This window comes from Micromonospora sp. C97, assembly GCF_018070385.1.
GTDB lineage: Bacteria > Actinomycetota > Actinomycetes > Mycobacteriales > Micromonosporaceae > Micromonospora > Micromonospora parva.
Genome location: NZ_JAGPXU010000034.1, coordinates 40,344 through 55,270 on the forward strand (window position 1 = coordinate 40,344; position 14,927 = coordinate 55,270).

The 14,927-nt window shown below is 72.9% G+C and carries 14 protein-coding genes; 10 read left to right on the forward strand and 4 right to left on the reverse strand.

What is annotated here, in order from left to right; all coding sequences use genetic code 11:
* Window positions 1-93 precede the first annotated feature (93 nt).
* From KBX26_RS29025 to KBX26_RS29035, 3 genes are read left to right on the forward strand one after another with little or no spacing between them, the layout of a single operon-like run.
* A complete protein-coding gene (locus KBX26_RS29025) occupies window positions 94-750 on the forward strand; it encodes a TetR/AcrR family transcriptional regulator C-terminal domain-containing protein (protein WP_210866848.1) in 657 nt (218 codons plus the stop codon).
* Between the two features lie 56 nt (window positions 751-806).
* Window positions 807-2,264 carry an aldehyde dehydrogenase family protein gene (locus tag KBX26_RS29030; protein ID WP_210866849.1) on the forward strand — a complete coding sequence of 486 codons (1,458 nt, stop codon included), beginning with the start codon at window positions 807-809 and terminating at the stop codon, window positions 2,262-2,264.
* On the forward strand, window positions 2,261-3,403 hold the full coding sequence (locus KBX26_RS29035; protein WP_081884075.1) for an alcohol dehydrogenase catalytic domain-containing protein: 1,143 nt from the start codon (window positions 2,261-2,263) through the stop codon (window positions 3,401-3,403). The genes KBX26_RS29030 and KBX26_RS29035 overlap by 4 nt, the downstream gene beginning before the upstream one ends.
* Window positions 3,404-3,409: 6 nt before the next feature.
* Here KBX26_RS29035 and KBX26_RS29040 read toward each other — a convergent pair whose 3' ends face one another.
* Window positions 3,410-4,156 carry a phosphotransferase family protein gene (locus tag KBX26_RS29040; protein ID WP_210866850.1) on the reverse strand — a complete coding sequence of 249 codons (747 nt, stop codon included), beginning with the start codon at window positions 4,154-4,156 and terminating at the stop codon, window positions 3,410-3,412.
* A 197-nt stretch (window positions 4,157-4,353) separates the two neighbouring features.
* On the opposite strand from KBX26_RS29040, the gene KBX26_RS29045 reads away from it, so the two are divergent.
* Together KBX26_RS29045 and KBX26_RS29050 are read left to right on the forward strand one after the other, a co-directional pair.
* Window positions 4,354-4,719, forward strand: coding sequence for a PadR family transcriptional regulator (locus KBX26_RS29045; RefSeq protein ID WP_030336945.1), 366 nt, complete (start codon window positions 4,354-4,356; stop codon window positions 4,717-4,719).
* Window positions 4,716-6,092, forward strand: coding sequence for a permease prefix domain 1-containing protein (locus KBX26_RS29050; protein WP_210866851.1), 1,377 nt, complete (start codon window positions 4,716-4,718; stop codon window positions 6,090-6,092). The genes KBX26_RS29045 and KBX26_RS29050 overlap by 4 nt, the downstream gene beginning before the upstream one ends.
* A 62-nt stretch (window positions 6,093-6,154) precedes the next feature.
* On the opposite strand, the gene KBX26_RS29055 is transcribed toward KBX26_RS29050, so the two are convergent.
* Window positions 6,155-7,012 carry an SPFH domain-containing protein gene (locus tag KBX26_RS29055; protein WP_030336949.1) on the reverse strand — a complete coding sequence of 286 codons (858 nt, stop codon included), beginning with the start codon at window positions 7,010-7,012 and terminating at the stop codon, window positions 6,155-6,157.
* Window positions 7,013-7,247: 235 nt separating this feature from the next.
* Here KBX26_RS29055 and KBX26_RS29060 point away from each other — a divergent pair, with 235 nt between their 5' ends.
* The 3 genes from KBX26_RS29060 to KBX26_RS29070 all read left to right on the forward strand — a co-directional run bounded on the left by KBX26_RS29060 (window position 7,248) and on the right by KBX26_RS29070 (window position 10,192).
* Window positions 7,248-7,919: a transcriptional regulator gene (locus KBX26_RS29060; RefSeq protein WP_307857933.1), complete on the forward strand. Its 672-nt coding sequence runs from the start codon at window positions 7,248-7,250 to the stop codon at window positions 7,917-7,919.
* 84 nt (window positions 7,920-8,003) lie between these two features.
* A complete protein-coding gene (locus KBX26_RS29065) occupies window positions 8,004-9,572 on the forward strand; it encodes an MFS transporter (protein WP_030336952.1) in 1,569 nt (522 codons plus the stop codon).
* A gap of 11 nt (window positions 9,573-9,583) precedes the next feature.
* Window positions 9,584-10,192, forward strand: coding sequence for a TetR/AcrR family transcriptional regulator (locus KBX26_RS29070; RefSeq protein ID WP_030336954.1), 609 nt, complete (start codon window positions 9,584-9,586; stop codon window positions 10,190-10,192).
* A 136-nt stretch (window positions 10,193-10,328) separates the two neighbouring features.
* Here the strand turns inward: KBX26_RS29070 and KBX26_RS29075 are convergent, their stop codons facing one another.
* Entirely contained in the window at window positions 10,329-12,248 is a 1,920-nt protein-coding gene (locus KBX26_RS29075; protein ID WP_030336956.1) for a helix-turn-helix domain-containing protein, read from the reverse strand.
* 14 nt (window positions 12,249-12,262) lie between these two features.
* Window positions 12,263-13,045, reverse strand: coding sequence for a 3-hydroxybutyrate dehydrogenase (locus tag KBX26_RS29080; protein WP_030336958.1), 783 nt, complete (start codon window positions 13,043-13,045; stop codon window positions 12,263-12,265).
* A 747-nt stretch (window positions 13,046-13,792) separates the two neighbouring features.
* Here KBX26_RS29080 and ruvC point away from each other — a divergent pair.
* Together ruvC and ruvA are read left to right on the forward strand one after the other, a co-directional pair.
* A complete protein-coding gene (gene ruvC / locus KBX26_RS29085; protein WP_030336959.1) occupies window positions 13,793-14,320 on the forward strand; it encodes a crossover junction endodeoxyribonuclease RuvC in 528 nt (175 codons plus the stop codon).
* On the forward strand, window positions 14,317-14,919 hold the full coding sequence (ruvA, locus tag KBX26_RS29090; RefSeq protein WP_030336961.1) for a Holliday junction branch migration protein RuvA: 603 nt from the start codon (window positions 14,317-14,319) through the stop codon (window positions 14,917-14,919). The genes ruvC and ruvA overlap by 4 nt, the downstream gene beginning before the upstream one ends.
* Window positions 14,920-14,927: the final 8 nt, after the last annotated feature.

The window sequence follows — 14,927 nt, forward strand, 5'->3', positions numbered from 1 at the left end:
TGCGCCGCTGCGGGACGCAGCGGTCACATCTAAACTAGCGGTGTAAGTTTTCATTCGTCCAGACCCCACGACCCGAGACCCTCAAGGAGCGCAGTGCCCCGACCCCGCCAGCCCCGGCTCACCCGGCAGCTGATCGTCGAGAGCGCCACCGCGCTCATCGACGCCGAGGGCCTGCCCGCCTTCTCCACCCGCCGGCTCGCCGCCGAACTGGGCGTCCGCGGGCCGTCGCTCTACAACCACTTCGCCACCAAGGACGAGATCCTCGACGCGGTCGCCGACACGGTCACCGGTGCTGTCGACACCAGCGGCTTCGCCAGCCGGGACTGGGTCACCGCGCTGCGGGACTGGGCCTGGTCGTACCGGCGGGCGCTCACCGCGCACCCGAACATCGTGCCGTACCTCGCGCAGGGGCCGGGTCGTCGACCGGCCGCCCTCGCGATGGCCGACGCGGTCTACGGCGGGCTGGTCCGGGCCGGCTGGCCGCCGGCCCGCGCCACCCACATCGGCGCGGCGTTGCGCTACTTCGTGGCCGGGTCGGCGCTCGGCTCGTTCGCCCGCGGTTTCGTCGAGGACCCGGAGTTGTACGCGGCGCACTACCCGCACCTGCGCCAGGCGCACCGGCTCGCCGAGCATCAGCAGAGCGTCGACGAGGGCGCCTTCGCCCTGGGCCTGGACTCCCTGCTGCACGGGCTGGCCGCCGAGTACGCCCGCACCGTCGACCCGGTGGAGTCCGCCGGGCCCACCGGGTAGCGTCCAAACTCCCAGCGCTAGTTTCATCGCCCATCGCCCACCCTCGAAGGGACGACATGGACCTCGCCGCCGCCCCGCCGTCGCAGTTGCCCGACCCCCTGCGCCTGCGGCGCCACCTGCACGTCGACGGGGAGTGGACGTCGCCCGCCGGCACCGACCTGATCGACGTGGAGAACCCGAGCACCGGGGAGCTGATCGGGCAGGTGCCGGCCGGCACCCCGGCCGACGTGGACCGCGCCGTGGCCGCGGCCCGCGCTGCGTTTCCCGGCTGGTCGGCCGCCGCCCCCGCGCAGCGCTCCGCTCACCTCGACCGGCTGCACACGGCGCTCGCCGCCCGGGCCGACGATCTCGCCCACACCATCGCCGGGGAGCTGGGCGCGCCGCTCAAGCTCGCCACCCGGGTGCAGGTCGGGCTCCCATTGACAGTGCTGCGCGACCATGTGGCGCTCGCCGCCCGGGAGCCGGTCGAGGAGCACATCGGCAACTCCCTCGTCGTCCGCGAGCCGATCGGCGTGGTCGGCGCGATCACGCCGTGGAACTACCCGCTGCACCAGGTGATGGCGAAGCTCGCCCCGGCCCTGGCCGCCGGTTGCACTGTGGTGCTCAAGCCCAGCGAGCTGACCCCGTTGACCGCGTACCTGCTCTTCGACGCGGTCACCGAGGCCGGTCTGCCGCCGGGGGTGCTGAACCTGGTCAGCGGCACCGGGCCGGTGGTCGGCGAAGCTCTCGCCGGGCACCCCGACGTCGACCTGGTCTCGTTCACCGGCTCCACCGCCACCGGCGCGCGGATCATGCGGCTCGCCGCCGACCGGATCGCCCGGGTCGCGCTGGAGCTGGGCGGCAAGTCCGCCAACGTGATCCTCCCGGACGCCGACCTGGCCACCGCCGTCAAGGTGGGCGTCGGCAACGCCCTGCTCAACTCGGGTCAGACCTGCACCGCGTGGACCAGGATGCTGGTGCACCGCGACCGGTACGACGAAGCCCTCCACCTGATCGCCACGGCGGTGGCCGGCTACCGGCTCGGTGACCCGTTCGACCCGGCGACCCGGCTCGGCCCGTTGGTCTCCGCCGCCCAGGCGCAGCGGGTGCGCGGCCACATCGACCGGGCCGTCGCCGACGGCGCCCGGCTGGTCGCCGGTGGACCGGACGCGCCGGTGCCGGCCCGGGGGCACTTCGTCGCCCCCACCGTCTTCACCGACGTGCACCCCGACAGCGCGCTCGCCCAGGAGGAGGTCTTCGGGCCGGTGCTCGCCGTCATCCCGTTCGCCGACACCGACGAGGCGGTCGCCATCGCCAACAACTCGAAGTACGGGCTGGCCGGCGCGGTCTGGTCCGCTGACACGGACGCGGCGCTGGCGGTGGCCCGGCGACTGCGCACCGGCGCCGTCGACATCAACGGTGCCCCGTTCAACCCGCTCGCCCCGTTCGGTGGCTACAAGCAGTCCGGCCTGGGCCGGGAGTTGGGCGTGCACGGGCTGGCCGAGTTCTGCGAGCTGAAGGCGATCCAGCGATGACCGGCGGCGAGCTGTCCCCGGCCGCGCCGGGCGGCGGCACCGAAGCGGCGTCCGCGCCGGTCACGGTTCGCGCGCTGGTCGCGCGCGGGTCGGGTGCCGAGCTGCGGGTCGAGCGGGTACGCCTGCCCGCGCCCGGCCCCGGCGAGGTGCGGGTGACGATCACGGCGGCCGGTGTCTGCCACTCCGACCTGTCCATGGTCAACGGCACCCTCGCGGCGAGGTTCCCGCTGGTGCTCGGGCACGAGGCGACCGGTGTGGTGGCCGAGACCGGGCCGGGCGTGCAGGTGGCCGTCGGCACCCCGGTGGTGCTCAACTGGGCACCGGCGTGCCGGGCCTGCTGGTGGTGTCGGCGCGGCGAGCCGTGGCTCTGCGCCGCCACCACGGCCCCGACGGTGGCGCGTGGCGAGACCGACGACGGGGTCCCGCTGCACCTGACCCTCGGCCTCGGCGCTCTCGCCGAGGCGGTGGTGGTACCCGAGCGTGCCGTCATCCCGATCCCGGCCGGGCTGCCACCCGAACAGGCCGCACTGCTCGGCTGCGCGGTGCTCACCGGCGTGGGTGCGGTCCGGAACACCGCCCGGGTGACGCCCGGCGAGTCGGTGGCGGTCGTCGGGCTCGGTGGCGTCGGGCTCGCCGTGCTCAGCGCGGCCCGCCGGGCCGGTGCCACCACGATCCTGGCCGTCGACGTCGCGGAGGCGAAGCGGGATCTGGCGCTGGCCGCCGGGGCCACCGACTTCCTGCTCTCCGACGATCGGCTCTCCAAGGAGGTACGGGCGCGCACCGAGAGCCGTGGCGTCGACCACGCCTTCGAGTGCGTCGGCCGGGCGGCCACCATCCGTGCCGCCTGGCGGCTCACCCGGCGCGGCGGAGCGGTGACAGTGGTCGGGATGGGCGCGAAGGACGACATGGTCAGCCTCGGCGCGCTGGACATCTTCCACTCGGCGCGCACGCTGCGCTCCTCGGTGTACGGATCGTCCGACCCGGATCGGGAGGTGCCGATGCTGGCTGCCGAGCTGGCCGACGGCGCACTGGATCTGGGGGTGCTGGTCAGCGGCACGATTCCGTTGGACGAGGCGCCCACGGCGTTCGACCGGCTGGCCCGGGGCGAGGGCGCCCGCTGGGTGGTCACCCTCAGCTGACGCCGGTCACAGCCGGGATTTCAGGACGTCGACCTCGCAGCCTGGTGCGAACGGGTCGAAGCCGTGCGCGACGAGCCAGCGGATCGCCAGCAGGCTGCGCGCTGACCACCAGCCGCGGATGACGTCGAGGTCGACGTCGGCGCGGTAGCCGGCGAGGACGTCGGCGAGGCGTTCCTCGTGCCCGAGCGTCAGGGTGGCGAGGTCGAAGAGGGCGTCGCCCCGGCCCGCCTCGGACCAGTCGATCACACCGGTGATCTCGTCGCCGTCGACGAACACGTGGGTGATCTGCAGGTCGCCGTGCGTGAACACCGGGGTCCACGGTCGGAGCGCCGCCTCGGCGACCTGGCGGTTGCGGGCGACCAGGTCGGTGGGGAGGACGCGGTCGCGGACGAGCCACTCGCACTCGGCGTCGAGCTGTGATGTCAACTCGGCGCGGTCGCGACCGGGCCACGGCGGTAGTGGCGCGTCGTGCAGCTTCCGAACGGCGGCGCCCACTGCGGTCCACGCCGCCGACGACGCGGTCGACGGCTCGCCGAGGCGGCCGAGTGCCGTACCGGGCAGGGCGGCGAGCGCGAGCACTGGCGGCTGGCGCCAGAGGACCTCGGGAGTCGGGACCGGCGCGATGGCCATCGCCTCGACCTCGACGTCGGTGCGCCCCGAATCAGCATCGATCTTCAGGAACACGTCGCCGATGCGCAGGGTGGCGCGTTCCTGATGGGCTACGACCACCTTGACCTCCGGCACACCGGCCATTGTGGTGACCCGACCATCGGGATTCGACTGATTTTCCACGGGAGGCGGTGGTGGCCAGGTGCCCGGGGCCGACCCGGCGACCGCGGTGACGAGAGTCGTGCGACTGGTCGGAAGTCCGCGCCGGCGCTGAGGTTGCGTCAGGCGCTATACCTAGCAGTACTATGCATCGTACTTCTAGGTTTGGGGCGGGAGGTTTCATGAAGGTCGCCAAGGACCTGGTCGCCGCCTCGGCGACCCCGATGGTGCTCGGCATCCTGGCCGAGGGCGAGAGCTACGGCTACGCCATCCTCCGGCGGATCAACGAGCTGTCCGGGGGTGAGCTGGACTGGACCGAAGGGCTGCTGTATCCGTTGCTGCACCGACTTGAGCGCCTCTCCTATCTGGAGTCGAGCTGGCAGTCGGTCGCCGGTGAGCGCAAGCGCAAGTACTACCGCATCACCGACAGCGGCCTGGCCGAGCTGGCCGAGCAGCGCCGGCAGTGGGACACGGTGGTGGGCGCGCTCAAGGAGATCTGGCAGGACCGCGCGCCGCTGACGGTGCCCCCGTTGGGGGGCCTGGCATGACGGCACCCGACGGCCCGCAGGAGTTGGAAGCGCAGTTCGCCCTGTGGCGCCAGTACGTGCTCCGCCGCCGGGAGTTGCAGGCGGTGGACGCCGACGAGTTGGAAGACCACCTGCGCGGCTCCGTGGACGAACTCGTCGCCGCCGGCCTGAGCCCCGACGAGGCGTTTCTGGTCGCGGTGAAACGGATGGGCAGCCTCGACGAACTCTCCCGCGAGTTCGCCCGGGAACACTCGGAACGGTTGTGGAAGCAGTTGGTGCTGACCGGCGACTCCGCCGGCCCGGCCGACGGCCCCCGCGCCCGGCGGGACCTGTGGGTGATGCTCGCCTGCGCGGCGGGCGCGCTGGTGTCGGTCAAGGTGCCGGTGCTGTTCGGGCTGAGCTTCGGCGAGGACGGCGCGTTCTACGCGCGGAACTTCACACTGTTCGCGTTGCCCTGGCTGGCGGCGTACCTGGCCTGGCGTCGCAGCGCCCGACGGCCGGTGATCGCGGCACTCGCGGTCCTCTTCGCTCTCGGCGCGGTGGCGGCCAACGCCTACCCCCTGGCGGACGACTCGCAGTCAGTGGTCGTCACCAGCGTCCACCTTCCCATCGCCCTGTGGCTGGTGGTCGGCCTGGCCTACGTCGCCGACGACTGGCGCTCGTCGCGTCGGCGCATGGACTTCATCCGGTTCACCGGCGAGTGGTTCATCTACCTGGTGCTGATGGCGCTCGGCGGCGGCGTGCTCGCCGCGTTCCTGTTCAACACCTTCGCGGCCATCGGCATCGTCCCGCAGGAGTTCGTCTCGCAGTGGCTGCTGCCCGGTGGCGCCGCGGCCGCCGTCGTGGTGGCCGGGTGGCTCGTCGAGGCCAAGCAGAGCGTCGTCGAGAACATCGCGCCGGTGCTCACCCGGTTGTTCACCCCGCTCTTCACTGCCGCCCTGCTCGCCTTCCTCGTCGCTGTCGTCTGGACCAGCCACGGCATCGACGTCGAGCGTGAGGCGCTGCTCCTCTTCGACCTCCTGCTGGTCGTGGTGCTGGGGCTGCTGCTCTACTCACTGTCGGCCCGCGATCCGTCGGCCCCGCCCGGCCCGTTCGACAAACTCCAACTCGCGCTCGTGGTCAGCGCGTTGGCCATCGACGTGCTGGTGCTGATAGAGATCACCGGGCGCATCACCGACGACTACGGCGGCACGCCCAACCGGGCGGCGGCGCTCGGAGAGAACGTGATCCTGCTGGTCAACCTCGCGTGGTCGGCGTGGCTCCTGCTGACCTTCATCCGCCGGCGTACGCCGTTCGCGGCGCTCGAACGGTGGCAGACCGGTTACCTGCCGGTGTACGCGGCGTGGGCCTGGATCGTGGTGCTGGTGTTTCCGCCGCTGTTCAGCTTCGCCTAGTCGGCGAGCGACCAGCCGCGAACCGGGGCCGGCCACCCGCCACGGGTGGGCCGGCCCCGCTGTCACTTGCCGGTGACGATGCCCGGGTTGATGCACAGGCCCGGGTTCGCGCCGTTCTTCTCCGCGATCTCCAGGCAGCGGGTCACCTTGTCCACCTTCGCGTTGGTCTCGGTGATCTGCTTGGAGATCTCGGCGTTCTTGCGGTCCTGCTCCAGGTTGCGGGTCTGGGCCAGCTTGTCCTGGAACGCCTTGATGTTGCCCTCGGTCTTGTCGTCGTGGTTGACCCGGGTGATGGTCACCGAGAGGATGTCCACGTCGCTGGCGAGGCGGGTCTCCGCGCTGGTCTTGATGTTCGCGGCGAACGGCTTCAGGTCGACGTTGAGGTCACCGGTCTGGGCGTCGATCTTCTCCAGCGGGTTGTACGCGGCGAAGGCGTCGTTCACCGCGCTGTCGAGCTGCACTCCCACCCGCTGACCGCGGAAGCTGCCGAAGTCGCCCTTGTAGTCCATGAACTGCTTCGGCGCGTTCTCCGGCTTGACCTGCCATTCGACGAGCACCTCGACGCAGGCGTCGGCGAGGGTGCCGGTGCGCACGCGTACGCAGTTGTTGCCGCCGATGTGGTCGTACTTCTGCCGGCCCGCGTCCCACTCGCCGACCTTCTGCCAGGGCGCCACCCACTTCAGGCCCGATCCGGTCACCTCGCCGGTGGGCTTGCCGAAGCTGGTGACGATGCCGACCGAGCGGATGGGCACCGAGTGGGCGCTGGAGGCGATGCCGACCACCAGGGTGAGGGCGAGAAGGCCGAGCGCCGCGAGGGCGGCCGTCCGCTTCAGCGGCTTGGCCGAAGCGACGAGGGCGACGACGGCGCTGACCGCCAGGGCGACGGCGAAGACGATCGCCATGGTGAAGCCGACAGGCATGGGGTGAGGACCTTCCGCTGAGCTGTGTGGATCATCAACGTACGAGGGCAGGTCAAGCAGGTGGTCCGGGGGGACCGGCCTGGTGACCGGCCTCGCCGTGCCGCCGTCGCGGGGCGACGCGGCCGATATCCCTCCGGCCGGATGCCCGTCGCCGGCGAATCCCACGACAGCGCATCCACCGCGCGCCGTTTCAGCGAACCATCGGGTAGGAAACGTCTACCCGGGGGTACGTGTGGTGCTGAGCGCTTCGATGCCGGCGGATGCCGTGGAGGTCGCGTACAAGCGCGTCTGTCTGGCGGCTGAGGACCTGGACAGTAACCGTGTCGCCACTGTGCTGCTGGAGATGGCGCACGCGTGGGGCGTCGAGGCGCTCTGGGAGCAGGTCTGCGGGCCGCTGCTGGCCCGGATGCCGGGGCGGACCGCCGCCGAGATCGCCGTCGAGCACGCCCTGAGCGAGGGTGTCCGGGTCGGGATGGACGTGTACCGCCGGGAGCCCGGCCGGTCCCTGCCCGCGGGCGGGGTGTTGCTGGCCGGCGCCGAGCAGGAGGCGCACTGCCTCGGGCTGCACGCCCTCGCCGCCGCGCTGCGCGAGCAGGGTCGCGGCTGTCTGAATCTCGGCCCCGCGCTGCCCTGGGGCGCGCTGGCCAGTGCGGTGCACCGGGCCCGACCCCGCACCGTCGTGCTCTGGTCGCAGACGCCGCTCACCGGCCGCGCGTACCGCCTGCTGCGCTTCGCCCGGGACTTCCCACGCCTTCGGGTGTACGGCGCGGGGCCGGGCTGGATCGAGCCGCTCGGCAAGCCGGCCGTGCGGCTCGGCACGTTGGCGGACGCCGTCGCCGCCTGCCTGGCTGTCGCGCCGGGACGTGACGCCCACCACATACGATACGGATCGGTCCCGTATCGTTAATGCGCGTCGTAGGCTGACTCGCGTTACGAGTCTGACCCGTATCGTATTTCGTCGCGGGTGACCAGCGTGGGGGGAAAGCCGGGAATGGAACTGCAGAACAACACGGGACACCCGAGGCGGTGGGCGATCCTGGGGGTGCTGGTGATCAGCCTCCTCGTGGTCGTCCTCGACAACACGATCCTCAACGTCGCCCTGCGCACCCTGGCCGACCCGGTGCACGGCCTCGGTGCCAGCCAGGGCGAGCTGGAGTGGTCCATCAACTCCTACACCCTGGTCTTCGCCGGGCTGCTGTTCACCTTCGGCGTGCTCGGCGACCGCGCCGGCCGCAAGCGCTTCCTGATGATCGGTCTGCTGGTGTTCGGCCTGGCTTCGCTGCTCTCCGCGTACGCCCAGAGCCCCGGACAGCTCATCGCGGCCCGCGCCCTGATGGGGGTCGGCGGCGCGGCCATCATGCCGGTGACACTGTCGATCATCTCCAACGTCTTCGACCCGCGCGAGCGCGGTCGGGCCATCGGGGTCTGGGCCGGCGCTGTCGGCCTCGCCGTGGCGATCGGCCCGATCCTCGGCGGCGCGCTGCTGGAGCACTTCTGGTGGGGTTCGGTCTTCCTGATCAACGTGCCGGTGGTCGCCGCGGGCGTGGTGCTGGTGGCGCTGCTCGTCCCCGAGTCGCGTGACCCGCGCCCGGGCCGCATCGACGTGCTCGGCGTTCTGCTCTCCGTGGTCGGCCTGGTCGCCCTCTCCTACGGCATCATCGACGGCGGCGAGCACGGCTTCGGCCGTCCGCTGGCCTGGGGCTCGATCCTGGTCGGCGTCGCGGTGCTGGCCTGGTTCGTGCAGCACGAGCGGCGCAGCGACCACCCGTCGCTGGACGTCCGGCTGTTCAAGGTGCCCCGGTTCGCCGCTCCGGTCGCCATCGTCGGCCTGGTGTTCTTCGCCGCGATGGGCTCGATGTTCTTCGGATCGTTCTACCTGCAGCTCGTGCGTGACTACAGCCCGTTGCAGACCGGTCTGCTCTTCCTGCCCTTCGCCGGCGCCCAGCTGGTCTTCGCGCCGCGCAGCGCCACGATGGTCCGCCGCTACGGCGGGAAGGCCGTCGCCGCCGTCGGGTTGGTGCTGACCGCTGTGTCACTCGGCGCCTTCGTCTTCATCGGCGCCTCCACCCCGATCTGGATCGTGCTGCTCGTCTTCCTCATCCAGGGCGCCGGGATGGCCAACATCATGCCGCCGGCCACCGAGTCGATCATGTCGGCGCTGCCCCGGGAGAAGGCCGGGGTGGGCTCCGCGGTCAGCAACACCATCCGCCAGGTGGCCGGCGCGCTCGGCGTTGCCGTCCTCGGCTCGGTGCTCTCCGCTGTCTACCGCAGCGACATCGGTGACGCGCTGACCGGCCTGCCCACGCAGGCCCAGGACGCGGCCAACGAGTCGATCTCCGGGGCGTACGCGGCGGCGGGCCAGCTCGGCCCGGCGGCGCCGGGGCTGATCTCGGCGGCCAACGACGCCTTCGTCACCGCCATGCACTGGGCGGCCGGGCTCTCCGCGGTGATCGCCGCGCTCGGGATCATCGTGGTGCTGCGCTGGATGCCGGGCAAGGAGGAGACCAGCGTCGCCCCGGTGACGCCGGTCGCCGAGCCCGAATTGGCCGGCACGGCCTAGGTGCGGGAAGAATGGCGGACATGACGTCCACTGCTGATGCTCCGCGGTCGCCCGGGCGACCGCGGAGCATCCGCGCCGACGAGGCGATCATCGAGGCGACCCTCGACCTGCTCGCCGAGGGCAGCACCATCGAGGCGCTCTCGATCGAGGCGATCGCCGCCCGCGCCGGGGTCGGCAAGGCCACCATCTACCGCCGCTGGGCCGGCAAGGACGCGTTGCTGCTGGACGCGTTGCGGCGACTCAAGGGCGTCCTGGCCCAGCCGGCCGGGCACTCGGTCCGCGACGACCTGGTGCTGCTGGTCGGCGCGATCGGCAAGAACGTCGACCCACGCGCGGCGAAGATCATGCCCTGTCTGGTGCCCGCCGTGAACCGCAGCGCGGACCAGTACCAGCTCTACCAGAACATCATCGCGCCCCGGCGGAAGCTGATGCGCGAGGTGCTGCGACGCGGCATCGACGAGGGCGCGCTCCGCGCCGACATCGACGTCGAGGTGACGATGGCGCTGCTCACCGGCCCGATGCTGATCCAGCGGGTGCTGCAGTGGAATCCGGACCTGGACGAGCAGACCCTGCCCGAACGGGTCGTCGACGCGGTGCTGGAGGGCATCCGGGCCCGCTGACGTCGGCGGCCCCGGTGCCCGCCGGCCGGGTGGCGGTCAGCGGGTGCCGGCTGACCAGGCGTTGACGGCACGATGCCGTCGGCACGGCGGCACGGCGGCCCGGCGGTCCGGGCGGCGCGGCGGCGCGGCGGTGCGGTCAGCCGGCCGGCGCGCGCAGGCGGTGCAGACGCAGCGCGAGCTGCACCTCCAGCGCCCGCTCGGGGCGCTGCCAGTCGACGCCGAGCAACTGCCCGACCCGCTCCAACCGCTGGGTCACCGTGTTGACGTGCACGTGCAGTTGCTCGGCGGCCCGGGCCAGGCTGCCACCCACCCCGAAGTACGCCTCCAGCGTCTTCACCAGCGCCGTGCCGCGGCGGGCGTCGTAGTCGAGCACCGGGCCGACCGTGGCGGTGAGGAACTCCGTCACGTCCTTCTCACCGCGGTCACCGACAGTGCCCAGCAACAACCCGACGAAGCCCAACTCCACGGTGCTCGCGCCCTGCCCGGCACGGCCCAACGCACCCAACGCCGTCAGGCACCGGTCCGCCTCCTGAAACGTCACCGCCAGCGCCGCCGGCGTGTTCGCCGGGCCGCTCGCCCCGGCGGTCACCGGGCGGCCGGTCACCCGGGACAGGTCCCGGGCCACCGCGCGGGCACTGCCGCCCGCGTCCGAGCCCGGCAACATCAGCACCACCCGGCCGTCGCGGGCCGCCGCCAGTCCGCCGCGCGCCGAGGCGTACGTGGTGGCCCAGGAGAGCACCCGCTGCCGAGCCGAACCGGTCGCGGCGATCGCGTCGTCACCCACCGCCACCAGCACGTGCGGCGCGTCCAGGTCCACGCCGAGCCGACGGGCCCGGCTGCGCAACGCGTCGGTGTCGCGCAGCGGGCGGGCGATCAGGTCGTCCAGCAGCTCGCCCCGCACCCGCCCCTCCGCCTCCGCGACCGTCCGGCGGAACAACAGCAGCAGCGCGGTCACCAACGCGGCCCGCTCCAGGATGCGCTGGTCGGCGTCGACCAACTCGTCGTCCGGGCGCAGCACCAGGGCGCCCAGGTTCTCCGCGCCGGCCACCACGGCGGCGTACCAGAGCGGGCCCCGGCGGACGCTGCGCCCCTCGGTCCGGGACGCGGCCACCGCCTCCACGATGTCCGCGCGGTCCGGCTCCTCGATCTCACCCACCCGGGCCAGCAGGCGGCCCTCGGCGTCCAACGCCAGCAGCGCGCCGCCCAGCACCTCGGTCACCGCCGCCGCCACGTCCTCCACCCCACCGCCGCGCAGCACCAACGCGGTCATCCGGTCGTGGGCCGCCGCCGCCCGCTCCACCGAGCTGCTGTGCGCCCGGATGGTGGTGTTCGCCGCCGACAACTCGGCCAACGCCGAACGGGTCTCGGCCAGCAGCCGGGCGGTGTCGATCGCCACCGCGGCGTGCGCGGCCAGCGACACCAGCAGCGTCACCTCCTCCCGGACGAACGGCCGGGCCGAACGGTTGGCCGCGTAGAGCACCCCGATCGAGGTGGAGCCGAGCCGCAGCGGCACCCCGAGGATCGCCACCAGACCCTCCTCGCCCACCCCCGCGTCGATCTCGCCGGTGTGGTGGAAGCGGGCGTCCTCGCCGTAGTTCGCGGTGACGTACGGGGCGCCCGACTGGGCCACCAGGCCACCGAGGCCGGCACCCATCGGCAGGCGCAGCCGCTGGAAACGGGCCGAGACCGACCCGTCGGTCACCCGCATGTAGGTGTCGCCACGTTCGTCGTCGTTGAGCGTCATGTACGCCACGTCCGCGCCGAGCAGGTGACGGGCCCGGTGCACGATCGCCCGCAACACGTCGTCCAGGTCGCGCAGCCCGGCCAGGTCGCTGACCGTGTCGTACAGGCCGGACAGCTCGCTCTCCCGGCGGCGGCGGCGCTCCAGCAGCGCGCGGACCCGCAACGCCACAGCCCTGGCCTGCTCCAGCTCGGCCAGGCGCTCCGGCGGCAGCCCGGCCGCCCGCGCGGCCACCAGTGGTCCCTCGAACTCGACGGCCGCGGCCTCTCGGGCGAGCAGCTCCAGGAACTCCACCGGCGATGACATGGTCGACATTGTGCTCAGCCCCACTAGTTGGCCGTCCAGCCCCCGTCGAGGGCGATCGACGCTCCGCTGATGAACGCCGCCGGCGGCGAGCAGAGGTACGCCAGCAGTTCGGCCACCTCCTCCGGCTCGATCAACCGCTTGATCGCGGCCCGGGCCAGCATGATCTTCTCGACCACCTCGGTCTCGTCGATGCCGTGACTGGCCGCCTGATCGGCGATCTGGCTCTCCACCAGGGCGGTGCGCACGTACGCCGGGTTGATGCAGTTGGCGGTGACCCCGTGCGCGGCGCCCTCCAGCGCGACCACCTTCGACAGCCCTTCGAGGGCGTGCTTGGCCGAGACGTACGCGGCCTTGTAGGGCGAGGCCCGCAGCCCGTGCACCGAGGAGATGTTGATGACCCGCCCCCAGCCCTGGGCGTACATGTGCGGCAGCGCCCGGCGGATCAGCAGGAACGGCGCCTCCACCATCACGCGCTGGATGTACTCGAAGCGCTCGACGGGGAAGTCCTGCAACGGCGCGACGTGCTGGAGCCCGGCGTTGTTCACCACGATGTCCACGTCCGCGTCGAGGGAGTCCACCGCCGCGGCGTCGGACAGGTCGACCCCCTCCGCCCGGCCCCCGGCCTCGGCGGCCACCGCCTTCGCCGCCTCCAGGTTGCGATCCACCACGAGCACCGTGGCGCCGGCCGCGCCGAGCCGCAGGGCACACGCCCGCCCGATGCCGCCGCCGCCCCCGGTGACCAGGGCGGTCCGACCGGTGAGGTCGACCTGTACGACGTGGGGGACCACCACGGGTTCTGCCGTCATGGCGCAAGAAGTTACGAGCTGTGTGCCCCCCGGCACATGGGCCGGCGACACATACTCCGCACCGAAGCTGTGTGGCTCGCCCGCCCCTCCCGACCCACACGCGCCCACCGCCCTCGTCGCGCCGCACCGCGCCAGGCTGCGCCGTGCCGCGCCGCGCCGGGCCGTGCCGCGCCGGGCCGTGCCGTGCCGGGCCGTGCCGCGCCGGGCCGCTGCGCTGCGCCAGGCTGCGCCGCGCCGGGCCGGTTGCGCCGCTCCGCGCCAGGCTGCGCCTGCGCCTGCGCTGCGCTGCGCCGCCGCCGCGCCGCGCCGCGCAAGATCGCGCAATATCCAGGATGTAGTGGGCATCCCGGCGTTCCGTTGCCACTACATCCTGGATCGAGCGTGACCTTGCCGGCGTCGACGTTGCGATTCGCGCCCGATCGGCCGCCGGAGCGTCTGAGGCAGCGACATCCGGGAGGTTGCTCGGATCTTGGCGCGTGGCGCGTGGCGCGTGGCGCGTGGCGCGTGGCGCGTGGCGCGTGGCGCGCGCGGTGCGGGGTGCGGGCTCGCGGCGGCGTGAGTGCGGGGTGCAGGCGTGGGTGTGGGTGTGGGTGTGGGACGCCCGGGGCGTGAGTGCGGGGTGCGGGCGGGCGTGGGGTGCGAGGCGTGGGGTGTGGGGCGCGGGGGGCGTGTCCCGTGGGGCTGGTGGGAAGGGCGCCGGTTAGGGTGTCGAACACACGTACTGCTGACGGTTGGGGAGGGGGCGGCGTGCGCGTGCTCGGTGTCGACCCGGGTCTGACCCGGTGCGGGGTGGGTGTGGTCGAGGGTGTGCCCGGCCGGCCCTGCACCCTGGTCGCCTACTACGTGGTCTACACCGACCCGGCCGACGACCTGGCGCTGCGCCTGTTGCACCTGGACCGGTCGCTGACCGAGTTGGTGGCCGAGCACCAACCGGAGAGCGTCGCCGTCGAGCGGGTGTTCAGCCAGCACAACGTCCGCACGGTGATGGGCACCGCGCAGGCCAGCGGCATCGCCGTGCTGGCCGGGGCGCGGGCCGGGCTGCCGGTGCAGACGTACACCCCGAGCGAGGTGAAGGCGGCCGTGACCGGGTCCGGTCAGGCCGACAAGGCGCAGATGACCGCCATGGTGACCCGGCTGTTGCGGTTGGCCGAGCCGCCGAAGCCGGCCGACGCCGCCGATGCGCTGGCCCTGGCCATATGCCACGTGTGGCGCGGCGGGACCCGCTCCAAGCTGGCCGCCGCGGCCGACCGGGCACGACGAGGAGGAGCACGATGATCGCCAGCGTGCGCGGCACGGTGACCGCGACGGGTCCGGACCAGGCCGTGATCGAGGTCGGTGGGGTCGGGCTCGCCGTGCACTGCGCCCCGGGGACCCTCGCGGAGCTGCGGGTCGGCCAGGTCGCCCGGCTCGCCACCAGCCTGATCGTGCGGGAAGACTCGCTGACCCTGTACGGCTTCGCCGACGACGACGCCAAGTCGCTGTTCGAGCTGTTGCAGACCGCCAGTGGGGTGGGCCCGCGACTGGCCCAGGCGGTGCTGGCGGTGCACACCCCGGACGCGGTCCGCAAGGCGATCGCCAACGCCGACACCGCCGCCCTGACCCGGGTGCCCGGTATCGGCAAGAAGGGCGCGGAACGCCTGGTGCTGGAGCTGCGCGACCGGATCGGCCCGGTGCCGATCGGCGCCGACGGGTCGGCCGGGGTGACCCGTGGCAGTTGGCCGGAGCAGGTCCGGCAGGCCCTGGTGGGGTTGGGTTGGACGGCCGGCCAGGCCGATCAGGCGGTGGCCGCGGTGGCGGAGTCGATCGAGGGTGAGACCCCGCCGGTGCCGGTGCTGCTCAAGCAGGCCATCCGGCTGCTGGGTCGGACCCGATGAGCGCGAGG